Origin of the sequence: Demequina subtropica (assembly GCF_000971235.1) — a bacterium.
Taxonomy (GTDB): domain Bacteria; phylum Actinomycetota; class Actinomycetes; order Actinomycetales; family Demequinaceae; genus Demequina; species Demequina subtropica.
The window spans coordinates 1-21,091 of sequence record NZ_BBMB01000018.1 but is presented as its reverse complement, the minus strand read 5'-3'; the positions used below and the strand labels follow the sequence as shown (position 1 = coordinate 21,091).

General features: G+C 72.3%; 21 protein-coding genes. 8 read left to right on the top strand and 13 right to left on the bottom strand.

From position 1 onward, the window contains the following. Positions 1-318 precede the first annotated feature (318 nt). Positions 319-1,584, bottom strand: a complete 1,266-nt coding sequence (gene tyrS, locus AOM06_RS14230) for a tyrosine--tRNA ligase (protein ID WP_062308464.1) — start codon at positions 1,582-1,584, stop codon at positions 319-321. A gap of 44 nt (positions 1,585-1,628) precedes the next feature. After that, complete coding sequence (locus tag AOM06_RS14225; protein ID WP_062308460.1) at positions 1,629-2,186, bottom strand: uridine kinase family protein; 558 nt, start codon at positions 2,184-2,186, stop codon at positions 1,629-1,631. Positions 2,187-2,208: 22 nt separating this feature from the next. On the opposite strand from AOM06_RS14225, the gene AOM06_RS14220 reads away from it, so the two are divergent. Beyond that, positions 2,209-2,682, top strand: a complete 474-nt coding sequence (locus tag AOM06_RS14220) for a YbaK/EbsC family protein (RefSeq protein ID WP_062308457.1) — start codon at positions 2,209-2,211, stop codon at positions 2,680-2,682. Positions 2,683-2,694: 12 nt separating this feature from the next. On the opposite strand, the gene AOM06_RS14215 is transcribed toward AOM06_RS14220, so the two are convergent. The 9 genes from AOM06_RS14215 to argC all read right to left on the bottom strand — a co-directional run bounded on the left by AOM06_RS14215 (position 2,695) and on the right by argC (position 12,956). Beyond that, positions 2,695-4,338 (bottom strand): C40 family peptidase, encoded by a 1,644-nt coding sequence (locus tag AOM06_RS14215; protein ID WP_062308454.1) that lies wholly within the window; start codon positions 4,336-4,338, stop codon positions 2,695-2,697. An 88-nt stretch (positions 4,339-4,426) separates the two neighbouring features. Further along, complete coding sequence (gene argH, locus AOM06_RS14210; protein ID WP_062308451.1) at positions 4,427-5,854, bottom strand: argininosuccinate lyase; 1,428 nt, start codon at positions 5,852-5,854, stop codon at positions 4,427-4,429. Positions 5,855-5,937: 83 nt separating this feature from the next. Further along, a complete protein-coding gene (locus AOM06_RS14205) occupies positions 5,938-7,137 on the bottom strand; it encodes an argininosuccinate synthase (RefSeq protein WP_062308448.1) in 1,200 nt (399 codons plus the stop codon). A gap of 34 nt (positions 7,138-7,171) precedes the next feature. After that, on the bottom strand, positions 7,172-7,675 hold the full coding sequence (argR, locus tag AOM06_RS14200) for an arginine repressor (protein WP_062308444.1): 504 nt from the start codon (positions 7,673-7,675) through the stop codon (positions 7,172-7,174). Beyond that, a complete protein-coding gene (gene argF, locus AOM06_RS14195; RefSeq protein ID WP_062308441.1) occupies positions 7,657-8,595 on the bottom strand; it encodes an ornithine carbamoyltransferase in 939 nt (312 codons plus the stop codon). The genes argR and argF overlap by 19 nt, the downstream gene beginning before the upstream one ends. Then, positions 8,592-9,830: an acetylornithine transaminase gene (locus AOM06_RS14190; protein WP_062308438.1), complete on the bottom strand. Its 1,239-nt coding sequence runs from the start codon at positions 9,828-9,830 to the stop codon at positions 8,592-8,594. The genes argF and AOM06_RS14190 overlap by 4 nt, the downstream gene beginning before the upstream one ends. Then, positions 9,827-10,732 (bottom strand): acetylglutamate kinase, encoded by a 906-nt coding sequence (gene argB / locus AOM06_RS14185; protein ID WP_062308434.1) that lies wholly within the window; start codon positions 10,730-10,732, stop codon positions 9,827-9,829. The genes AOM06_RS14190 and argB overlap by 4 nt, the downstream gene beginning before the upstream one ends. After that, positions 10,729-11,904: a bifunctional glutamate N-acetyltransferase/amino-acid acetyltransferase ArgJ gene (argJ, locus tag AOM06_RS14180; RefSeq protein WP_062308431.1), complete on the bottom strand. Its 1,176-nt coding sequence runs from the start codon at positions 11,902-11,904 to the stop codon at positions 10,729-10,731. The genes argB and argJ overlap by 4 nt, the downstream gene beginning before the upstream one ends. Continuing rightward, entirely contained in the window at positions 11,901-12,956 is a 1,056-nt protein-coding gene (gene argC, locus AOM06_RS14175; protein WP_062308426.1) for an N-acetyl-gamma-glutamyl-phosphate reductase, read from the bottom strand. The genes argJ and argC overlap by 4 nt, the downstream gene beginning before the upstream one ends. Before the next feature lie 37 nt (positions 12,957-12,993). On the opposite strand from argC, the gene AOM06_RS14170 reads away from it, so the two are divergent. Together AOM06_RS14170 and AOM06_RS14165 are read left to right on the top strand one after the other, a co-directional pair. Further along, a complete protein-coding gene (locus AOM06_RS14170; RefSeq protein ID WP_228372969.1) occupies positions 12,994-13,983 on the top strand; it encodes a quinone oxidoreductase family protein in 990 nt (329 codons plus the stop codon). 56 nt (positions 13,984-14,039) lie between these two features. Continuing rightward, on the top strand, positions 14,040-14,540 hold the full coding sequence (locus AOM06_RS14165; protein WP_062308421.1) for a GNAT family N-acetyltransferase: 501 nt from the start codon (positions 14,040-14,042) through the stop codon (positions 14,538-14,540). On the opposite strand, the gene AOM06_RS14160 is transcribed toward AOM06_RS14165, so the two are convergent. After that, positions 14,534-15,274, bottom strand: a complete 741-nt coding sequence (locus AOM06_RS14160) for a DUF8548 family protein (protein ID WP_156163734.1) — start codon at positions 15,272-15,274, stop codon at positions 14,534-14,536. The genes AOM06_RS14165 and AOM06_RS14160 overlap by 7 nt on opposite strands. Positions 15,275-15,375: 101 nt before the next feature. After that, complete coding sequence (locus AOM06_RS14155) at positions 15,376-16,059, bottom strand: DUF8548 family protein (RefSeq protein ID WP_062308412.1); 684 nt, start codon at positions 16,057-16,059, stop codon at positions 15,376-15,378. Between the two features lie 111 nt (positions 16,060-16,170). Between AOM06_RS14155 and AOM06_RS14150 the strand changes: the two genes are divergently transcribed. From AOM06_RS14150 to AOM06_RS14130, 5 genes are read left to right on the top strand one after another with little or no spacing between them, the layout of a single operon-like run. Then, a complete protein-coding gene (locus AOM06_RS14150; protein ID WP_062308409.1) occupies positions 16,171-17,241 on the top strand; it encodes an NAD-dependent epimerase/dehydratase family protein in 1,071 nt (356 codons plus the stop codon). 14 nt (positions 17,242-17,255) lie between these two features. Beyond that, on the top strand, positions 17,256-17,519 hold the full coding sequence (locus AOM06_RS14145) for a hypothetical protein (protein ID WP_062308406.1): 264 nt from the start codon (positions 17,256-17,258) through the stop codon (positions 17,517-17,519). A 37-nt stretch (positions 17,520-17,556) separates the two neighbouring features. Continuing rightward, positions 17,557-18,168, top strand: coding sequence for a TetR/AcrR family transcriptional regulator (locus AOM06_RS14140; protein WP_062308403.1), 612 nt, complete (start codon positions 17,557-17,559; stop codon positions 18,166-18,168). Continuing rightward, positions 18,165-18,809 carry a hypothetical protein gene (locus AOM06_RS14135; protein WP_062308400.1) on the top strand — a complete coding sequence of 215 codons (645 nt, stop codon included), beginning with the start codon at positions 18,165-18,167 and terminating at the stop codon, positions 18,807-18,809. The genes AOM06_RS14140 and AOM06_RS14135 overlap by 4 nt, the downstream gene beginning before the upstream one ends. Beyond that, positions 18,806-20,863: a YhgE/Pip family protein gene (locus AOM06_RS14130; RefSeq protein WP_439644744.1), complete on the top strand. Its 2,058-nt coding sequence runs from the start codon at positions 18,806-18,808 to the stop codon at positions 20,861-20,863. Before AOM06_RS14135 ends, AOM06_RS14130 begins: the two co-directional genes overlap by 4 nt. The last annotated feature ends 228 nt before the right edge of the window (positions 20,864-21,091 follow it).

The following is a 21,091-nucleotide window of genomic DNA, read 5'->3' as shown; positions in this document are numbered from 1 at the left end:
TCTTCCACCCTCGCTGTCAAATCCGCGGCTTCTGCCGTGTGATTGTCGTGAGGGCTTCGTCTTCGAGAGCCAGTCGGGCGATCCTGCGAGCAGATCGGGCACGTTCGTCCCGTTCCGCTTCTTGGATCGTACGTCGCCGGGGCGTCTCCTGCAGGTCCTCTTCAGTCCCTGCCTGGCGCGTTCCTTGCGGCGACAGGTGAAGACACTACGCACCCCACCCCACCCCGGTCAAATCGCGTGCATCCCGGGCGTGTCGCACAGAAAAAGCCTGCTAGAGCACCGCGAGGCGCTCCAGCAGGCCAGTCCGCTCCCGAAGAATCAGGAAGAAATCCTGACAAGTCCCACCGACTTCTTGCCGCGGCGGACCACTGCCCACCCGCCGGCAAGCGCGTGGTCGGGACCGAGGACGAGCTCCGCGTCGTCGACCCGCACGTTGTTCACGTACGCGCCGCCGTCGCCGATCGCGCGACGCGCCGCGGAGTTGGAGTCGACGATGCCCGCCGCGACGAGCGCGTCGACGATCGTCGCACCCGACGCGAGGTCCGCTCCGCCGAGCTCCTGCGCACAGCCGGCCAGCGTCGGCTCGTCGAGCGACTCGAGCTCGCCTCGGCCGAAGAGCGCCTGCGAGGCGTCGACGGCGCCCTGTGCGGCGGTGTCGCCGTGCACCATCCGCGTGACCTCCCACGCGAGGGTGCGCTGCGCCTCGCGACGGAAGGGCTCCTCGGCGACCTTCGTCTCGAGCCCCGCGATCTCGTCGCGGGTGAGGAAGGTGAACACCTTGAGGTAGCCGATCACATCCGCATCGGCCTGGTTGAGCCAGAACTGGTAGAAGGCGTACGGGCTCGTCATGGCGGGGTCGAGCCACACGGTGCCGGACTCGGTCTTGCCGAACTTGGTGCCGTCCGCCTTCGTGATGAGGGGTGTGGCCATCGCGTGGACCGAGACACCCTCGGCCTTGCGGGTGAGCTCGGTGCCCGACGTGAGGTTGCCCCACTGGTCGGATCCGCCGGTCTGCAGCGTGCAGCCGTACCGGCGGAACAGCTCGAGGTAGTCCATGCCCTGCAGCACCTGGTAGCTGAACTCGGTGTAGGAGATGCCCTCCTCCGAGTTGAGGCGACGCGCGACGGTGTCCTTCGCGATCATCGTGCCGAGGCGGAAGTACTGGCCCACGTCGCGCAGCAGCTCGATCGCGGACATGTCCTTGGTCCACTCGTAGTTGTTGACCATGCGGGCGGCGTTGTCGCCCTCGAAGGACATGAACGGCTCGATCTGGCCGCGGATGCGCTCGACCCACTGGTGGACCACGTCGACGGGGTTGAGCGTGCGCTCCCCCGCCATCTTGGGGTCGCCGATGAGCCCCGTGGCGCCACCGACCAGCATGAGCGGCTTGTGCCCCGCCAGCTGGAAGCGTCGCACGGTGAGGATCTGGACGAGGTTCCCGATGTGGAGGCTCGGCGCCGTCGGGTCGAAACCGCAGTACAGGGTGATGGGGCCCGCGTCGAGAGCCGCGCGCAGCTCGTCCTCACCGGTGGTCTGCGAGATCAGCCCGCGCCAGGCGAGCTCGTCGAGAAGGTGCTCAGTCATGATGGCGCCATTGTGCCAGCACGATGCGGTGGCCGGGTCAGCCGTCAGTCCTCGACCGGCGCGGCGCCGTCGAGGACATGGTCGGCCGCGGCGCGCGTGCCCTCGCGCTCGAGGTACCTGTCCTCGGCGAGATGCCACCGCTCCCATTCCGCACGCATCGGCTCGCCGTCGCGTGCGATCCCCCTCGCCAGGCGCGTCTCCCACGGCGCCTCGACGAACAGCACGAGGGACGCGCGCTCGCGTGCCGCACGCGACGCGACGCCGACGCCCTCGATGACCAGCGCATCGGCCACGGGCACCGCGATCCGCTCGGCCCGGCGCGACCCGATCCAGTCCCAGCGCCGGAATCCGCCCTCCTCGCCGCGGGAGAGCGGGTCGAGCACCTGGGCGAGGACCTCGTCGAGCGTCGCGAGGCCGGCCCAGCCCTCGTACATGTCGTCCCCGTGGAGGACCTGCGCCCCGAGCGCGGTGCCGAGCCGGGTTGCGAGCGTCGTCTTCCCCGAGCCCGCGGGACCGTCAATGAGGACGATGCGCGTGGCGCCGGCGCGCGGGGGCGCGGCCCGCACGCGAGACGCGAGCAAACTCACCCTGGGATTCGGCATCGGGCCAGGATACGGTGACGATATGCACCCTTCGAGCGCGAAGATCATGGACCTCCTCGCGGCGCACGGCCTGCATTCCCAGGTGCGGACGCTCACCGATTCCACCCGGACCGCGGCGGAGGCCGCCATGGCGCTCGGCTGCGAGGTGGGCGCGATCGCGTCGAGCCTCGTGTTCCTCGCGGACGGCGCCCCCGTGCTGGTGCTCACCAGCGGCTCGCACCGCGTGGACACGGACCTCCTCGCGGGCCAGCTCGGCGCCCGCACGATCACCCGCGCCTCGGCCGCGGATGTGAGGGAGGCCACCGGTCAGCCCATCGGAGGGGTCGCGCCGCTCGGGCACCCCGAGCCCGTCCCGACGTACATCGACGTCGAGCTCAAGAAGCACGGCGAGCTGTGGGCGGCCGCCGGCACGCCGCATGCGGTGTTCGAGATCTCCTACGAGGACCTGATCGCGATCACCGGGGCCACCGAGGTCGCCGTCGAGGAGCACGCGTAGAGCGGATTCCGCCTACTGCCAGCGGGGCGTGCGCCACGTGGTGTGGACGCGCACGAGGCCGGCGAGGCCCCGCGGCTTGCCCGCCGCGAGCTGCCAGCCCCAGCGGCTCTGAGCCGTGTCCGAGGTGCCGGTGAACCACAGCACGTCCGCGCGGCCGTCGCCCGAGAAGTCGGCGTAGGCGTGATCGCGGGTCCTCGGCGTGTCCCCCCGGTCCGAGACCCGCGCGTAGCTCGCGAACGTCCCGGTGGTCATGCGCGCGAGCTGCCAGCCGCGGTACCGCGTCGCGGTGCTACGGGTGCCCGTGAACCACAGCACGTCCGCCCGGCCGTCCCCGGTGAAGTCCGCGACCGCGAGGTCGACGTTGCGGGGCGTCTGCCTCGAGTCCCGCACGCGGACGTAGCTCGAGAAGCCCCCACCCGTCCTGGTCGCCAGCTGCCAGCCGTTGTACCGCGTCGACTTGTCGCGCGTCCCGGTGAACCACAGCACGTCCGCCCGGCCGTCCCCGGTGAAGTCCGCGACCGCGAGGTCGACGTTGCGGGGCGTCTGCCTCGAGTCCCGCACGCGGACGTAGCTCGAGAAGCCCTTGCCGGTCCCCGTCGCCAGCTGCCAGCCGTTGTGCCGCGTCGACTTGTCGCGCGTCCCGGTGAACCACAGCACGTCCGCGCGGCCGTCCCCGGTGAAGTCGGCGACCGCGAGGTCCGCCGAGGCCGGCGTGCTCGACGAGCGCGAGATCCTCGTGAGGCCGGTGAACCCCTTCGCGGTGCCGTAGGCGGCCTGCCACCCGGTCCAGTAGAGGCTCGTGGACGTCTGACCCGTGAACCACAGCACATCGTCGCGACCGTCGCCGTCGAGGTCCGCGATCCGGAGCTCCTGGTCGGCGGGCGACCAGGCGTGCGCGGCCACCTGGCGGAACCCGCGCATGCCCGACCGCGAGCCGTACGAGACCTGCCAGCCTCGGTGCCGCGCGGACACCGCCATCGTCCCGGTGAACCACAGGACGTCGTCGTAGCCGTCGCCGTTGAAGTCGCCGTACGCGAACTCGTCGTAGAGACCCGCATCCATCGCGTCGTAGGCGAGGCTCGGCGCGGTGGCGCCGGCGCCCTCGGGCCGGATGGCGAAGGGCATGCGGAGCGACGGCGCGTAGTTGAGCCCGCCGATGAACGCGTCCCTCCCGGAGGCGGTCTGCAGGAGCGTGCCGTCGCCCAGGTACATCGCCACGTGGTAGATCCCCGCGACCGTCCCGTCCTTCGACCAGAACAGGAGGTCGCCCGCGCTGAGATCGGACGCGGAGAGCAGCGTCCCCGTCCCGACCGCGATGCGCTCGCCCCCGCCCCGGTACTGGTCGCGCGACGCGACCTCCTCCACGAGGCCAGGGAGAGCATGCTTCCAGGCCAGGTAGACCGATCCCGAGCAGTCGAAGGCGTCCTCGCTGCGGTACGCGGCACGGTAAGGACGCCCCACCAGGTTCGCCTTCGCGTAGGCCGCGGCGACCTCGCCGTACGTGGGTCCGGTGGCGGCCACGGCCGCCGCGCCCGTGGTCAGCGAGGCGAGGGCCGCGGCGCCCAGCGCAAGGAGCGCCGCCACCGCGCGAGCCCTCACCGTGGTGCGACCGCTGCCGGTCCTCGTGAGCGCGTGGGAGGGGTCCGTCGATGCCATGCGTGCCCCATCGGCCAGGGGCGCGCGATCTCAAGCACGCGGCGGTGAGAGACGCGTCACGCGGGTGACGCGCCGTCCACCGGCAGCGTCAGGCCTGCCCCGCCCATGGACGGAAGTGGCGCACGCGGGCCCGCGCGGCCTTGCCCTGCTCGGCCACCCGTGCGGGGGCCGTGCCGCCCACGCCGTCGCGCGCGGCGAGCGAGCCAGGCACGGTCAGCACCTCGAGCACCCCGGGGGTGAGATCGGGGTGGATCGCGGACATCTCGTCGGGCGTGAGCTCGTGGAGCTCCTTGCCCCGCTTCTCGCACACCCGCACGCACGCACCCGCGACCTCGTGAGCCTCCCGGAACGGCGTGCCGTTCTTGACCATCCATTCCGCGATGTCGGTCGCGAGGGAGAACCCGGCGGGCGCGAGGTCCGCGAGGCGCTCGACGCGGAACACGAGCGTCTCCACCATGCCCGCGAACGCGGGAAGGATGGTCTCGAGCGTGTCGACCGCATCGAAGGCAGGCTCGTGCACCTCTTGGATGTCCCGGTTGTACGCAAGCGGGAGGCCCTTGAGCGTCGCGAGCAGCCCCGTGAGGTCGCCGATGAGGCGCCCGGCCTTGCCGCGCGTGAGCTCCGCGATGTCGGGGTTCTTCTTCTGCGGCATGATGCTCGACCCGGTCGAGTACGCGTCGTCGAGCGTGACGAAGCCGAACTCGACGGTGGCCCAGGCGATGATCTCCTCGGACAGGCGGGACAGGTCGATGCCGATCATCGCCGTCACCCAGGCGAACTCGGCGATGACGTCGCGCGAGGCGGTGCCGTCGATCGAGTTCTCGCACGCGCCGAGGAAGCCGAGCTCCTCCGCGACCGCCACGGGGTCGAGCCCCAGCGTGCTGCCGGCGAGCGCGCCGCCGCCGTAGGGGGACCACGCGGCACGCGCGTCCCAGTCGGTGAGGCGCTCGACGTCCCGCAGCAGCGGCCAGGCGTGCGCCATGAGGGCATGACCGAGCGTGACGGGCTGCGCGTGCTGGAAGTGCGTGCGGCCCGGCATCGGCGCGTCGAGGTGACGGTCCGCCTGCGCGAGCAGGGCATCGACCACGTCGAGCACCTGCGACGCGATGATCCGCGCGTGACGGCGGAGGTACATGCGCGGCAGCGTCGCGATCTGGTCGTTGCGCGACCGTCCGGCCCGGAGCTTCCCGCCGAGCTCGGGCCCCACGCGCTCGATGAGGACGCGCTCGAGGGCACCGTGGACGTCCTCGTCCGACTCCGCCGGCAGGAGCGTGCCCGCCGCGACGTCCGCGCGCATCGTCTCCAGCGCGGCGGTCATGTCGCGCGACTCGCCTGCCGTGAGCAGGCCCGCCCTCTCGAGGGCGTGCGCGTGGGCGATCGAGCCGCGCAGGTCGTCATCCGCGTAGCGCCAGTCGAAGTGCGTCGACTTCGACAGCGCGGCGAGCGCCGCCGCCGGACCGCCCTCGAAACGGCCTCCCCACAGCGCGCCCTCGTTGGTGCCGTGCTCCCCTGCCATGACCTGCTCCCTCGATACGTAGAGATGTGCGGCGGCCGCGCCCGCATCGGGGCGCGGCCGCCGCTATGTACGACCCTAGGCGGTCAGGCGAGGCGCGCCTCGCGCGCCGCCGCCTGCTTCGCGGCGAGACCGTAGATCTCGATGAAGCCGCGCGCCGCCGACTGGTCGAACGTGTCGCCCTCGTCGTAGGTCGCGAGGTTGAAGTCGTACAGTCCGGTGTCCGAGCGACGTCCCGTCACCACGGCCTTGCCGCCGTGGAGCACGATGCGGATGTCGCCGTTCACGTGGCGCTGGGTGTCCTCGATGAACGCGTCGAGCGCGCCCTTGAGGGGCGAGTTCCACATGCCGTCGTAGACCAGCTCGGTCCACTCGACGCCCACGCGGCGCTTGTAGCGCGCGAGCTCGCGCTCGATGGTGACGTTCTCGAGCTCGCGGTGCGCCTCGATGAGCGCGATCGCGCCCGGCGCCTCGTAGATCTCGCGGCTCTTGATGCCCACCAGGCGGTCCTCGACGATGTCGATGCGGCCGATGCCCTGCGCACCCGCGCGCCGGTTCATCTCCTCGATCGCCTGGAGCGGGGTGACGGGCTGACCGTCGATCGCGACCGGGACGCCCTCCTTGAAGGTGATGATCGCCTCGTCCGGCACCGGCGGGAAGGCCGGGTCGTCCGTGTAGTCGTAGATGTCCTTGGTCGGGGCGTTCCAGATGTCCTCGAGGAAGCCGGTCTCGACGGCGCGTCCCCACACGTTCTGGTCGATCGAGAACGGGTTCTTCTTGGTGGTCGCGATCGGGAGGTTGTTGCGCTCCGCGTAGTCGATGGCCTTGTCGCGCGTGAGCGCGAGGTCGCGGACCGGGGCGATGCACTTGAGGTCCGGCGCGAGCGACACGATGCCGACCTCGAAGCGGACCTGGTCGTTGCCCTTGCCGGTGCAGCCGTGCGCCATGGTGCTCGCGCCGAACTCGCGCGCCGCCTTGACGATGTGCTTGACGATGACGGGCCGCGACAGGGCCGAGACCAGCGGGTACTTGTCGTGGTACAGCGCGTTCGCCTTGAGGGCGGGCATGCAGTACTCCTCGGCGAACTCGTCGCGCGCGTCAGCGACGTACGCCTCAACCGCGCCGCAGTCGAGCGCGCGCTGACGGATCACCTCGAGGTCCTCGCCGCCCTGACCCACGTCGACCGCGACGGCGATGACCTCGGCGCCGGTCGCCTCCGCGATCCAGCCGATGGCGACGGAGGTGTCGAGGCCTCCCGAGTAGGCCAGCACGATGCGCTCTGACATGTCTTCTCTTTCCTTACGTTCCGTGGGGGGGTTGTCAGCTGTGGAGACCGCTCGCGCGGTCGAGGAACTTGCTTGCGAGGCGCTCGCCTCCGAGCGGGTCGGTCGCGATGACGATGATGGTGTCATCCCCGGCGACGGTCCCGAGCAGATCCGGGTCGTCGTGCGAGTCGATCGCCATCGCGAGGAACTGCGCGGCGCCCTCGGGCGTGCGGAGCACGGTGAGGTTGGCGCTGCCGGCGGCGGAGTGCAGCAGCTCCGCGCACAGGCGGTTGAGCCGAGCCCCCGTGTCCTCGATGGACTCGAGGACCGCCTGGGTCGCGTACATGAGCTTGCCGTCCGCGCCGCGCACCTTGATCGCGCCGATCTCGACGAGGTCGCGCGACAGCGTCGCCTGCGTCGCGTGCAGCCCCTCCGCCTCGAGCATCGCGGCGAGCTGCGTCTGCGACTCGACCTGCTGCGTCTCGATGAGGTGGCGCACGAGCGCCTGGCGCGCCGCCTTGGTCTGGGGAACGCCGACGCTCATCGCCGCGCCAGCCATGCGAGCAGCGCCTTCTGCGCGTGCAGCCGGTACTCGGCCTCGAGCCACACGAGCGACTGCGGGCCGTCGATGACGTCGGCGGTGATCTCCTTGCCGCGGTAGGCCGGGAGGCAGTGGAGCACCTGGGCGCCCGCGTTCGCGATGTCGAGCGAGCGCTGGTTCACCTGGTAACCGCCGAACACGTCCGCGCGGGCCGCGTACTGGTCCTCGTCCCCCATCGACACCCACGTGTCGGTGCAGATGATGTCCGCGCCCGCCACCGCATCGTCGTGCTCGGTCGTGACGGTGATCGAGCCGCCCTGCTCCGCCGCGATCTTCTTCGCGTCGAGGACGATGCGCTCGTCCGGGAGGTAGTCGGCCGGGGCACCGACCCGCACATGCAGGCCGGCGAGCGCGCCGCCCAGGAGGTAGGAGTGCGCCATGTTGTTGGCGCCGTCGCCCACGTACGCGAGCGTGAGGCCGGCGAGCGCGTCCACGCCTCCGCGCGCATCGGCCACCGCCGCGAGGTCCGCGAGGATCTGGCACGGGTGGAACGAGTCGGTGAGCGCGTTCACCACCGGCTTCGACGAATGCGCCGCCATCTCCTCGATGAGCTCCTGCCCGAACGTGCGCCACACGATCGCCGAGACCATGCTCTCGAGCACCCGCGCCGTGTCGGCGACTGGCTCGCCGCGTCCCAGCTGCGACGTCGCCGAGTCGATGACCAGCGGGTAGCCGCCCAGCTCCGCGACGCCCGTCGAGAAGGACACGCGGGTGCGGGTCGACGGCTTGTCGAAGATGATCGCGACCGCCTGCGGGCCCGCGAAGGGCTGCTCGAGGTGGCGGTCCTTCCGGAACGCGAGGGCGAGCTCGAGGATCTCGCGCTGCTCGGCGGCGGTGATGTCGTCGTCGCGCAGGAAGTGGCGGGTCTCGGTGGTCATGCAGCGGTGCCTTCCGTGATGAGGCGGGAGGCGTGCTCGGCCATCCACGCGATGAACAGGTCCGCCTCCGCGGTGGTGAGCGTGAGCGCGGGCACCAGGCGGATGGTGTCCGGCGAGGGCGGGTTGACGATGAAGCCGGCGTCGACCGCGGCCTTCGCGACCGCGGCGCTCACCGGCGCCGCGAGACCGATGCCGAGCATGAGGCCGGCGCCACGCACCTCGACCACGCCGGGCAGCGCCTCGAGTGCCTCGCGCAGGTGCTCCCCCACCGCCTTGGCGTTGTCGAGCAGGTGCTCGGCGTCGATGACGTCGAGCGTGGCGTTCGCGGCCGCCGCGGCGAGCGCGTTGCCGCCGAACGTGGTGCCGTGGTCGCCCTTCGCGAGCAGGCTGCCGGCGCGCTCGCCGAACGCGATCACCGCGCCGATCGGGAAGCCGCCTCCGAGTCCCTTGGCCAGCGTCATGACATCGGGCTGGATCCCCATGAGCTGGTGCGCGAACCACGCGCCGGTGCGCGCCACGCCCGTCTGAACCTCATCCATGACGAGCAGCGCCTCGTAGCGGCGCGTGAGCTCATGCGCCGCGGCGAGGAAGGCGTGGGACAGGGGCCGCACACCCGACTCGCCCTGGATGGGCTCCACGATGATCGCGGCGAGGTCCTCGGCGTTCTCCGCCGCGGCCGCGCGCAGCGCCCGCTCATCGTTGGCGGGCACGAACACCACGCGCTCCAGCAGCGGCGCGAACGGGGCGCGGAGCGCCTCCTTGTGGGTCATCGACAGGGCGCCCATCGAACGCCCGTGGAAGCCCCCCTCGAGCGCGATCACGGTGCGCTTGCCGGTCTTGCGCGCCATCTTGAACGCGGCCTCGTTGGCCTCGGTGCCGGAGTTGCACAGGAAGACGCGCGAGCCGTGCGGCGCGTGCGCGAGCTCGAGCAGGCGCTCCGCGAGGCGGATCTGCGGCTCGGTCGCGAAGAAGTTGGAGGCCTGCGCCAGCGTGCCCGCCTGCTGCGCGATCGCCGCGACCCAGGCGGGGTGCGCGTGGCCCAGCGCGTTGACCGCGATGCCGCCGAGGAGGTCGAGGTAGCGGTTGCCGTCGGCGTCCCACACCCAGCTGCCCTCGCCGCGGGTGAGGACGCGCATCGGCTCGCCGTACGTGCCCATAAGCGCGTGGCCGTAGCGCTGCAGGTCGACCCTGCCCCGCTCGAGACCCGCCTCGCCGTGCGTACCCAGGTCCGTCATACCCAGACCTCCTTGTCCTGCATCACCATCGTGCCGAAGCCCGCGGACGTGAAGACCTCGGCGAGGATCGAGTGCGGCTCCCGACCGTCGATGACGTGTGCCTGCGGCACGCCCCCGCGGACGGCGCGCAGGCACGCCTCCATCTTGGGCCGCATGCCGGACTCGAGCGAGGGCAGCATGTCCTCGAGGTGCTTCGCGCTGATCTCGGAGATGAGCGAGCCGCGGTCCGGCCAGGAGGCGTAGAGCCCCTCGACGTCGGTGAGGACGATGAGCTTGCGGGCGCGCAGCGCGATCGCGAGGGCGGCGGCCGCGGTGTCCGCGTTGACGTTGAGCACCTGCGTCGGGTCGTCGACGTCCGGTGCCACGGTGCTCACCACCGGGATGCGCCCGGCCTCGATGATGTCGGTCACGGCGCCGGGGTTGACCTTGACCACGTCGCCCACGAGCCCGACATCGACCTGCTCGCCGTCGACCACGGCGTGGCGACGCTTCGCCTGGAGCATGCCGGCGTCCTCGCCCGACAGGCCGACCGCATGGGGCCCGTGGTCGTTGATCAGCCCGACGAGCTCGCGCGAGACCTGGCCCGTGAGGACCATGCGCACCACGTCCATCGCCTCGGGCGTGGTGACGCGCAGGCCGCCGCGGAACTCCGAGGCGATGCCCAGCCGGTCGAGCATGCCGGAGATCTGGGGTCCGCCGCCGTGCACCACCACGGGGTGGAGGCCGAGCAGGCGCAGGTGGACGATGTCCTGCGCGAAGGCGCGCTTCAGCGTGTCGTCGATCATCGCGTTGCCGCCGTACTTGATGACGACGATCGCGCCGGCGAACTGCTCGATCCAGGGCATGGCGTCGATGAGGACGCCCACCTTCTGCTGGGGCGTGAGGGAGAGGTTCTCGTTCATGAGGAGTACGCGCTGTTCTCGTGGACGTAGTCGTGGGTGAGGTCGTTGGTCCAGACGGTCGCCTCGGCGTCGCCCGCGTGGAGGTCGAGCACGATGCGCACCTCGCGACCCGAAAGGTCGACCAGGTCGCGGTCCTCGCCGACGCCCGAGGCGCGGCACACCTGGATGCCGTTGACGGTCACGTCGAGCGCGGTCGGGTCGAACGGTGCGATCGCCTCGGGGACGGTGCCGGCCGCGGAGATGATGCGACCCCAGTTGGGGTCGTTGCCGAAGATCGCGGCCTTGAAGAGGTTCGACCGCGTGATCGCGCGGGCCACGGCCTCCGCCGCGTCCTCCGTGGTCGCGTTCGTCACGGTGACCGCGATGTCGTGGCTGGCACCCTCGGCGTCGGCGACGAGGCCGCGCGCGAGGCGTGCGCAGACGTCGGCAAGGGCCGTCTCGAAGGCGCCGGACTCGGGGACGATGCCCGACGCGCCGTTCGCGAGCAGCAGCACGGTGTCGTTGGTGGACATGCAGCCGTCCGAGTCGACCCGGTCGAACGTCGCGCGCGTCGCGGCGCGCAGGGCCACCTGGGCCCGCTCGGGCGAAACCGAGGCGTCGGTGGTGATGACGCACAGCATCGTCGCGAGACCGGGCGCGAGCATGCCCGCGCCCTTCGCCATGCCGCCGACGGTCCAGCCCTCGCCCCCGGCGATGGCCTCCTTGGGCACGGTGTCGGTGGTCATGATGGCGAGCGCCGCGTCGGAGCCGCCCTCGTGAGACAGCGCGCCGACCGCATCGTCCACTCCCGCGAGGAGCGCGTCCATGGGCAGGCGCACGCCGATGAGGCCTGTGCTGCACACCGCGACGTCGCCGGGCGACACGTCGCAGCCGGCGCCCTGGAGCGCGGCGGCGACGTGCTCGGCCGTGCGATGCGTGTCCGCGAAGCCCTCGGCGCCGGTCGCGGCGTTCGCTCCGCCGGAGTTGAGGACCACGGCATCGACCCGTGAGTCGGCGACCACCTGGCGCGACCAGGTCACGGGTGCCGCGACCACGCGGTTGGAGGTGAAGACTCCCGCCGCGACCTTTTCCGGGCCGTCGTTGACCACGAGCGCGACGTCGCGGGCGCCGGTGCTCTTGAGCCCGGCCGCGACCCCCGCGGCCGCGAACTTCTGTGCTGCGGTGACGCTCATGGTGCCGTTCCGATCGTGCTGAGGCCCAGGGTCTCGTCGAGGCCTAGGGCGACGTTCATGGACTGGAGGGCCGCGCCGGCGGTGCCCTTGACGAGGTTGTCGATCGCGGCGACCACCACCACGCGACCGGCCTTGCCGTCGACCGCGACCTGCATGAGGCACGTGTTCGCGCCGAGCGTCGCGGCGGTGGTGGGCCACTGGCCCTCGGGGAGCAGGTGCACGAACGGCTCGTCGGCGTAGGCGCTCTCCCACGCGTGGCGCACGGCCTCCACGTTGACGCCGGCGGCGAGCGGGGCGGACACGGTCGCGAGGATCCCTCGCGCCATCGGGACGAGCGTCGGCGTGAAGCTGAGGCGCACGCCCTCGGCGCCGGCGGAGGCGAGATTCTGGATGATCTCGGGGATGTGGCGGTGCGAGCCGCCCACTGCGTACGGCGCCGCGGCGCCGAGCGCCTCGGAGGCGAGCAGGTGGGGCGCGAGCTTCTTGCCGGCGCCCGAGTAGCCGTTGGCGAGCACCGCGACGATGTCGGTGGGGTCGACCACGCCCGCCGCGACGCCGGGCTGCAGCGCGAGCGTGACGGCGGTGACGTTGCAGCCCGGGACCGCGATTCGTGTGGCGCCGGCCAACGCCTCGCGCTGATGGCCGGTGGGGGTGATGAGCTCGGGCATGCCGTAGGGCCACGTGCCGGCGTGGTCGCCGCCGTAATACTCGGCCCACGCCTGCGCGCTTGCCAGGCGGTGGTCCGCTCCGCAGTCGATGACGAGCGTCTCCGGGGGCAGCTGCGCGGCGATCTCCCCGCTCGCACCGTGAGGAAGCGCCAGCACCACCACATCGTGACCCGCGAGGGTGTCCGCGCTGGTCTCGACGATGACGCGGTCGGCGAGCGGCCGCAGGTGCGGCTGGTGCAGCCCGAGCGCGTCGCCCGCGCTCGAGTGCGCGGTGAGCGCGCCGAACTCCACCTCAGGGTGCGCGGAGAACACGCGCAGGACCTCGCCGCCGACATAGCCGGAGGCGCCGGATACTGCGACCTTGATGCTCATATGAATAACCATACAGGAGGTTGCATACTGCGACGGGGAGGCACGTAGCATGCATGTCGTGAGAGCGATCCAGGTGACGCGGCATGGTGGCCCCGAGGTGCTCGAGCTGGTCGAGCTCGAGCGTCCCGTCGCCACCCCTGGGCACGTGGTGGTCCGCGTGGAGGCCGCCGGCGTCAACTTCATCGACACCTACCAGCGCTCCGGCCGCTACCCCATGGACCTGCCGTTCGTGCCCGGCAAGGAGGGCGCCGGCCAGATCGTCGAGGTCGGCGCGGGCGTCGAGCACCTGGTCGAGGGCGAGGGCGTCGCCTGGGCGTTCACGCAGGGCTCGTACGCGGAGTACGTGAGCCTCCCCGTCACGGACGTCTACCCCGTCCCCGAGGACGTCGAGCTCGACATGGCGGCCGCCGCGATGCTCCAGGGCCTCACCGCGCACTACCTGGTGACCTCGTCCTATGCGGTGATGCCCGGCGACGTGGTGCTCGTGCATGCGGCGGCGGGCGGCGTCGGGCTCCTGCTGACCCAGCTCGCGGTCGCGCGCGGCGCGACCGTCATCGGCACCGTGGGCTCCGACGTGAAGGAGAGGATCGCGCTCCAGGCGGGCGCGTCGCATGTGCTGCGCTACGACCTGATGGACGACCTCGGCGTGGACCTGCCCGCCGCGGTCCGCGGCATCATCCCCGAGGGAGTCGCCGCCGTGTACGACGGCGTGGGCCGCACCACCTTCGACGGATCGCTCGCCTCGCTCCACCGCCGCGGGTCGATGGTCCTCTTCGGCGCCGCCTCCGGGCCCGTCGACCCCGTGGACCCGCAGCGCCTCAACTCCGCGGGATCCGTGGTGCTGAGCCGGCCGACGCTCGCGGACTTCACCGCGGACCCCGAGGAACGCGAGTGGCGCGCGAGCGACATCTTCCACGGGATCCTGCTGGGCGATCTCAGCGTGCGCATCGATCGCGGGTACTCGCTCGAGGAGGCGGCCGACGCGCATCGTGCGCTCGAGTCGCGTGCGACGCGCGGCAAGCTGCTGCTGCATCCGTGACGCGCCGGGCGCGTCCTCGACACGCGCCGGACACATCTGCCCGGCACAATGTGCCCATGCAGAACCTCCGCCTCCGCGTCATGCGCGTCACCGACATCCCTGCCGTGACCTCGCTGAACGCCGAGGCGGCGCCTGCCGTCAACCTCCTCAGCGAGGAGGAGCTGGCGTCGCTCCACGGGATGTGCGACGTCGCCCTGGTGGCGACGGACCGCGACCGCGCCGTCATCGCCTTCCTCCTGAGCCTGGGGATGGGCCAGCCCTACGAGTCCGAGAACTACCGCTACTTCGAGGCGCGCGGCGTGCGCCACCAGTACATCGACAGGATCGTGGTGCGCGAGTCCGCGAAGGGCACGGGCGTGGGCCGGGCGCTGTACGAGTCGGTGTTCGAGCGGGCGCGCGAGCGCGGTGCGACCGAGGTCACCACCGAGGTGCAGCTCGACCCGCCGAACCCCGGCTCCGTGACCTTCCACGAGCACCTGGGATTCCAGCGAGTCGCCGAGCAGCACACGCGCGGCGGCACCGTCCGCGTCGCGCTGCTCGCGCGCGCCGTCTACTGAGCCGGGTCCTGCTCCGCCGCGGACTCGGCGTCCGGCTCCGCATCCGCCTCGGGCTCCGCCTCGGGGTCCGGGAACGGGCCCTGGCTGGGGCCGGCGTGCTGGCTCAGCGCGTACGAGAGCACGCGTTCGTGGGTGGCCATCCGCTCGGCGGTGAGCCCGAGCAGCTCCGCGACCTCGGCCGCGTCGAGCTCGAGGTCCGGGTGATCCGCCGCGAGGGCCTGGTGCACCATCCTCATGACGGAATGCCCCGGCAGCGCCGGCACGTGCGCCATGAACGAGATCGACGCCCACGTGCCCGGCCCCAGGCCCTCCACGTCCTGGAGACGCAGGCCGAGCGCCTCGGTGTGCTGGCGTGCGACCTGCGACAGGGTGAGGGCGTCGTACACGCCGGACTCGACGAGCGCCGCCGCGGCCTCGTAGATCACGTCCGCCCGCAGCCGTGCCGTGCCGGGCACCGTGGTGTCGCCCCAGCGCTCGCCCAGGATGTGACGCAGCACGATCGGGCCACGCTCCACGAGGTCCACGAGGTCGTCGAAGGTCCGCTCGGGGCGGTTCCGCAGGACCGTGTCGACCACCGTGCCGACCAGCGGTGCGGACAGCTGCGTGCCGTAGACGCCGGCGATCAGCGCGAGCTCGCTGTGACGGGGGTACCCCCACGGCGCGGCGTCGCGCCACCCGGGCGCCAGCATGCTCGCGAGCCCCGTTCGCAGGCTCGGGACCAGACTCTCGATCATGGGCGTGAAGGCTACAGGCCCGATGCCGCGAGCGACACCAGCGCGACACGCCCATTTCACGCATTCGCACCGAACCTCCCTCGGGACCGGCGCGGGCGGCGTCAGCCGGCGGCGAGCACTCCGGGCATCCGCGCGATCTCCTCGGCGCGCCGGCTGAGCGCGTATGCGAGCACGCGCTCATCGGTCGCGAGACGCGCGGCCGTGAGACGGATGAGCTCGGCGACCTCGGCGCGGGTGAGCGTGGTGCCCGGGTGGGCTGGCTCGGTGCACGAGGACACGAGCGCGACCACCGCATCGTCCGGGAGCGCGGTCGCGTGCGCCATGAAGGCGATCGACACCCACGTGCCCGGACCGAGCCCACGGATCGACTGCACCAAGGTCGAGATCTCCTCGCCGCGCGTCCGCGCGGCGTCCTGGAGGTCGGCTGCGGTGCGGACGCCCGCGTGCGCGAGGAGCAGCGCTGCCTCGTGGATCACCTCGGCGCGACGGCGCGGGACCCCCAGCACCGTCGAGTCGCCCCAGCGCTCGCCGAGGACGACCCGCAGGTCGACGGGGTCGACCGCGGCGAGGTCCGCGAGATCGTCGAGGAGGCTTCCCGGCCGGCGCCGCATCACGCTGTCCGCGATGTCCGCGACCGCCTGCGGCTGCAGCTGGGCGGCGAACACGCCGGCGATGAGGGCCAGCTCGCTCTGACCCGGGTAGCCCCAGGGGGCGGCGTCACGCCACCCCGTCGGCAGGATCCCGGCCAGCGCGCCCCTCAGACTCGGCACCAGCTCCTCGACCATGGGTCAACGCTAGCGGCGCGCGCGAGGCGGCGACAGCCCTGCAAAACCTGCATACCCCACACTCGGGACGAAGCCGACGACCAATCTTGCGCGGCGTCCTAGGCTCGAGGCATGCGCATCCTCATCGTCGGAGGCACGGGCCTCATCTCCTCGGCCCTCGCGGCCGCCGCCCACGCGGCAGGCCACGAGCTCACGCTCATCAACCGCGGCCGCAGCGAGGCCGCCGCTCCCCCGCCGGGCGCGCACGTCATCCACGTCGACGCGACCGACGCCGAGGCGCTGCGCGACGCGCTCCATGGCGCCCGGCTGCGGCGCGAGCGCTTCGACGCGGTGGTGCAGTTCATCGCTTTCACGCCCGAGCACGTGGCGGCGGACGTCGAGACCTTCGCCCCGCTCACGGACCAGTACGTGCTCATCGCGACCTCCGCCGCCTACATGACCTACGACCGCCTCCACGTGCTCACGGAGGACACCCCGCAGGAGAACCCGTGGTGGGAGTACGCGCGGCTCAAGGCGGAGGCCGAGCAGGTGCTGCGCTCGCGCGCGACCGATGCCGGGCTCGGCTGGACCATCGTGCGCCCGGCCCACACTTACGGGCCGTCGAAGATCCCCGGGTACACGGGCAACTCGGCGCACCCGTGGACGCTGGTGGACCGCATGCGGAGGGGCGCGCGCATCGTCATCCCCGGCGACGGCACGTCGCTGTGGACCCTCACGCACGCCGATGATGTCGCCGCAGGCGTGCTCGGTCTCCTGGGCCGCGACGAGGCGCTCGGCGAGGCGGTGCACATCACGTCCGACGAGGCCCTGACCTGGGAGGGCATCCACGCCGCGATCGCGCGGGCGGCGGGGCTCTCGGACGAGGCGTTCGCGCGCCAGGTCCTTCACGTGCCGTCCGATGCGCTCGTCGCCGCCGAGCCCGCTTCGGCCGGAGGCATCTACGGGGACAAGATGCACGCCGCCGTCTACGACAACACGAGGATCAAGCGCCTGGTGCCGGGCTGGGAGGCGCGCATCCCGTTCGAGCAGGGCGTCGCGGAGGCGATCGCCTGGTTCGAGGCCGATTCGGCGAGGCGGACCGTCGACAGCGAGGCGGACGCGACCATGGACGCCGTGGCCGCCATCTATGTGGACGCCTTGGAGCGCGTGCGCCTCGAGGTCGGGCGCGACGCCAGGGGCTGAGGAGCGAGGCCGGGATGGACGATGCGCGGGGCGAGCCTCCGGACCCACGCCCCGATCGCGGACGCGACCCGGAGGTGGCGCTGCCGCTCACCGTGTCCTCGGTTGTCCTGGGAGCGGTGGGGCTCACGGTGCCCGTGCTCGCCGTCGTGGCGATCCTCCTCGCCATCGGCGGCTTCGCGCTCGATCCGCGACACGCGCCGACGCGTGCCTTCGCGCTCCTCGGCGGCGTGCTCGCGATCGTCGGCCTCGCGAGCGCGGCGGTCGGCGGATTCGGCTAACTTGCACACTGCTGTGCAATTTGTCTAATCTGCAGCGGTGACCGCACGATCCCCACGCGCCGATTCGGCGCGCAATCACGATGCCCTCCTCGACGCCGCCGCCCGCGCGCTGCGCGACGACGTCGACGCCCCCCTCGACGCGATCGCGGCCGAGGCCGGCCTCTCCCGCCGCGCCGTCTACGGCCACTTCGCCGGACGGGACGAGCTGGTCGCGGCCATGCTCGACCGGGGTGCGGTGCGGATCTCCGCGGCGCTCGACGCGCCGCGTGACGAGGACCCGCTGGTCGGTCTCGCACGGCTCGGCGTCTCGCTGTGGGACGCGGTGGCGGACGTCCGCACGATCGCCCGCATGGCGGTGACGACGCACCACAGCGAGACCGTGGCGCGCGCCCTCGCGCCGGTGCGCGCCCGGGTGCGTGCCTGCCTCGCCGAGGCGACGGCGGCGGGCGTGGTCCGCACCGACGTCGCCGTCGAGATCCTCGCGGTGCTCGTCGAGCGCGCGGCGCTCGACGTGCTCGAGGTGGCGCCGGAGGCGGACCCCGCGCAGGCGCGCACGCTCGTGATGACGCATCCGCTCTGCGCGGCAGGCGTGGGCGCCGCGCGCGCCTCGGACATCGCCGCGGCCATCACGGAGGGCGAGGAGCGATGAGGATCGATCTGGTCGAGGTCTCGAAAGGTCGAGGCGACGCGGCGCTGCTGCCGACGACGGCGACGTTCACGAGCGGAAGCATCACCCTGGTCCGCGCCGAGACCCAGCAGCGGCCGACGGTGCTGGGCCTGCTCGCCTCGGGCCGCATGCACCCGGACACGGGCGTGGTCACGGTCGATGGCCGCGTGGACTACGGACGCATGCGCGCGGCGCTCGCGCTCGTGGACGCACCCGTAGTGAGCGAGCCCGTCGGCCACGTGTCGACCGTCGGCATCGTCGAGGAGGAGCTGATGTTCGCGGGACGTGCGTCCACGCCGTCCGCGGCGCGAGCGCTGCTCGCCGAGCTGGGGCTCACCGAATGGGCACGGACGCCGTTCGCCAACGTCGCCCCCACCGACCGTGTCCGGCTGCTGCTCGAGCTGGCAGCCCTGCGCCCGGGCGTGGAGGGCATCGTGCTCGTCGCACCGGACAGGCACGGCGGGGACCCCTCCGGCTGGTGGGAGGCGGCGCGCGGGCTCGCTCGCCGCGGGCTCGCGGTCCTGGTCATCGCAGGCGACGCCGCGGCCGCGACCATCGCGGGCACCTCGGTCGCCGACATGCCCGACGTGATCGTCGAGGACCTCGTGGAGGTGTCCGCATGAAGGGGCACGCGACACGCCTGCGCCGGATCGCCGTGCGCATCCCCGCGATGATCACCGTCGAGCTGCGTCGCCTCACAGCCACCCGGATGGCCGTGCTCGCGCTTGTGGCGCTCATGACGGTCCCCGTGCTCTACGGCGGCCTCTACCTGTGGGCGAACAAGGCTCCGTACGCGGCTCTCGACCGCATCCCCGCTGCGATCGTGGTCACGGATGTCGGGACGGTCACGGACGGCGAGTCGGCAACCTTCGGTCGAGATGTCGCGGAGCAGCTCGTGGAGGACGGGCGCTTCGACTGGCACATCGTCGACCCCGACGCCGCCCTCGACGGGATCACCGAGGAGGACTACGACTTCGTGATCGAGTTCCCCGCGGACTTCTCGGAGGCGCTCGCCTCGGCCAGCACCGACGATCCCCACCAGGCACGGGTCACGCTCACCACGAGCGACGTCAACAGCTACCTCGCGTCGACCATCGGGGAGCAGGCCGCCGATGCGATCCGCACGTCGATCGTCACCACCGTCAACGAGGAGGCGGCGACCGAGTTCCTGCTCGGGTTCGCCGATGTCCGCGAGTCGCTGCTCGAGGCCGCCGACGGGGCGGCCCAGCTAGGCGCGGGCTCTGCCGACGCGGAGGACGGTGCAGCGTCGCTCGCGGACGGGACCGATGCCCTCGCGACGGGAGCGGCGACGCTCGCGGACGGCGCATCGTCGCTGGCTGACGGCGCATCCGCGCTCGCCGAAGGCACCACCTCCCTCGCCGACGGCGCGTCGTCGCTGGCGACGGGTACCGAGACGCTCGCGGGCGGAGCAGGCGAGGTCGCGGATGGTGCGGCGGACGTCGCCGCCGGCAATGCGGCGCTCGCGGAGCAAGCCGATGCCGTAGGCGCGGCCGCGGACGAGGCGGCGGCGGCCATTCCCGATGCGCTCGACGAGCTCGCCGCGCAGATGGCCGGGCTCGGCATGACCGACGCGCAGATCGCGGCGGCGCTCGAGCAGGTCGAGCCCGTCCTCGCGGATCTCGAGGATGGCCGCGCTGCGCTGCACGACGCGATCGACGACATCGACGCGCTTGCCGACGGCGCCCAGCAGGTGGCGGACGGCGCCGCTTCGGTGGCCGCGGGCGCCTCCTCGGCAGCCTCAGGGGCCGGCAACCTGGCCGATGGTGCGGCCTCCGCCGCGGACGGGGCCGCCGAGCTCGCGGACGGCGCGGGCAAGGTCGACAGCGGCGCCTCCGATCTGGCGTCGGGGCTCGACACGGCTGCGGCAGGCGCGAGCACGCTCGCGTCGGGGCTCGGCGATCTCACGGACGGCGCCGTTGAGCTCGAGTCCGCGCTCGCGGACGGCGCGGCACAGATCTCCCCCGCCGACGAGGCGCTCCGCGATCTGCAGGCGCAGACGATCGCGGACCCGGTGGACCTCGACTCGGAGTCGCTCACCTCCGCCGGCACGTACGGCGCCGGGCTGGCGCCGTTCTTCATCTCGCTTGCTGCGTGGATCGGCATGTACGCGCTGTTCCTCATCGTCAAGCCGGTATCGCGGCGCGCGATCACCGCCATCCATTCACCGGTGAGGGTCACGCTCGCGGGATGGCTGACCCCGTCGGCGCTCGGCGCGATCCAGATGGTGGGGCTCTTCGCCGTGGTCGCGGTTGCGCTCGACTTCTCGGTCGACCATCCGTGGGGCACCTACGCCCTCATGGCCGTCTCGGCTGTGACCTTCGCGGCGATCATCCTGGCGCTCAACGTGTGGCTGGGCTCGGTCGGGCAGTTCCTGGGGCTCGTGCTCATGGTGCTCCAGCTGGTCACCGCGGGCGGCACGTTCCCGTGGCAGACGCTGCCCACGCCGCTCGCGGCGCTGCACCACGTGCTCCCGATGAGCTTCGCCGTCGATGGGCTGCGGCAGATGATGTACGGCGGCTCGGTCGCGGCGGCGCTCGGGGACGTCGCGGTGCTGGCTGCGTGGTTGGTCGCTGCGCTGGTGGTGGCGATGGTGGGCGTGGCGCGCATGACCCACCGGCAGACGCTGCGGGATCTGCAGCCGAGCCTCATCGGCTGAGCGCGGCGCGGCCGGTGCGGCGAGGCGCCCGGCGAGGGCGCGTCGCCCGTGCCGGGGCGTGCCGCGGCGGCGCCCGCCGTGGGGGTGGGCGCCGTGGGGGCGGGGTGGTCAGTGGGGTGTGTGTTGGGGGAGGTCCACGTGGAGTGCGGCTTTGCCTCCGAGCCTGGGGGTGCGAGCAGGGTCGATGGTGGCGGGTGGGGTGAACCAGACCTCGGTGGCGGTCGCTGA

What these genes read in the sequence shown, in the direction of transcription:
- tyrS (WP_062308464.1), bottom strand. Translation starts at nt 1,584, where the DNA reads ATGACTGAGCACCTTCTCGACGAGCTCGCCTGGCGCGGGCTGATCTCG.
- AOM06_RS14225 (WP_062308460.1), bottom strand. Translation starts at nt 2,186, where the DNA reads ATGCCGAATCCCAGGGTGAGTTTGCTCGCGTCTCGCGTGCGGGCCGCG.
- AOM06_RS14220 (WP_062308457.1), top strand. Translation starts at nt 2,209, where the DNA reads ATGCACCCTTCGAGCGCGAAGATCATGGACCTCCTCGCGGCGCACGGC.
- AOM06_RS14215 (WP_062308454.1), bottom strand. Translation starts at nt 4,338, where the DNA reads ATGGCATCGACGGACCCCTCCCACGCGCTCACGAGGACCGGCAGCGGT.
- argH (WP_062308451.1), bottom strand. Translation starts at nt 5,854, where the DNA reads ATGGCAGGGGAGCACGGCACCAACGAGGGCGCGCTGTGGGGAGGCCGT.
- AOM06_RS14205 (WP_062308448.1), bottom strand. Translation starts at nt 7,137, where the DNA reads ATGTCAGAGCGCATCGTGCTGGCCTACTCGGGAGGCCTCGACACCTCC.
- argR (WP_062308444.1), bottom strand. Translation starts at nt 7,675, where the DNA reads ATGGCTGGCGCGGCGATGAGCGTCGGCGTTCCCCAGACCAAGGCGGCG.
- argF (WP_062308441.1), bottom strand. Translation starts at nt 8,595, where the DNA reads ATGACCACCGAGACCCGCCACTTCCTGCGCGACGACGACATCACCGCC.
- AOM06_RS14190 (WP_062308438.1), bottom strand. Translation starts at nt 9,830, where the DNA reads ATGACGGACCTGGGTACGCACGGCGAGGCGGGTCTCGAGCGGGGCAGG.
- argB (WP_062308434.1), bottom strand. Translation starts at nt 10,732, where the DNA reads ATGAACGAGAACCTCTCCCTCACGCCCCAGCAGAAGGTGGGCGTCCTC.
- argJ (WP_062308431.1), bottom strand. Translation starts at nt 11,904, where the DNA reads ATGAGCGTCACCGCAGCACAGAAGTTCGCGGCCGCGGGGGTCGCGGCC.
- argC (WP_062308426.1), bottom strand. Translation starts at nt 12,956, where the DNA reads ATGGTTATTCATATGAGCATCAAGGTCGCAGTATCCGGCGCCTCCGGC.
- AOM06_RS14170 (WP_228372969.1), top strand. Translation starts at nt 12,994, where the DNA reads ATGCATGTCGTGAGAGCGATCCAGGTGACGCGGCATGGTGGCCCCGAG.
- AOM06_RS14165 (WP_062308421.1), top strand. Translation starts at nt 14,040, where the DNA reads ATGCAGAACCTCCGCCTCCGCGTCATGCGCGTCACCGACATCCCTGCC.
- AOM06_RS14160 (WP_156163734.1), bottom strand. Translation starts at nt 15,274, where the DNA reads ATGATCGAGAGTCTGGTCCCGAGCCTGCGAACGGGGCTCGCGAGCATG.
- AOM06_RS14155 (WP_062308412.1), bottom strand. Translation starts at nt 16,059, where the DNA reads ATGGTCGAGGAGCTGGTGCCGAGTCTGAGGGGCGCGCTGGCCGGGATC.
- AOM06_RS14150 (WP_062308409.1), top strand. Translation starts at nt 16,171, where the DNA reads ATGCGCATCCTCATCGTCGGAGGCACGGGCCTCATCTCCTCGGCCCTC.
- AOM06_RS14145 (WP_062308406.1), top strand. Translation starts at nt 17,256, where the DNA reads ATGGACGATGCGCGGGGCGAGCCTCCGGACCCACGCCCCGATCGCGGA.
- AOM06_RS14135 (WP_062308400.1), top strand. Translation starts at nt 18,165, where the DNA reads ATGAGGATCGATCTGGTCGAGGTCTCGAAAGGTCGAGGCGACGCGGCG.
- AOM06_RS14130 (WP_439644744.1), top strand. Translation starts at nt 18,806, where the DNA reads ATGAAGGGGCACGCGACACGCCTGCGCCGGATCGCCGTGCGCATCCCC.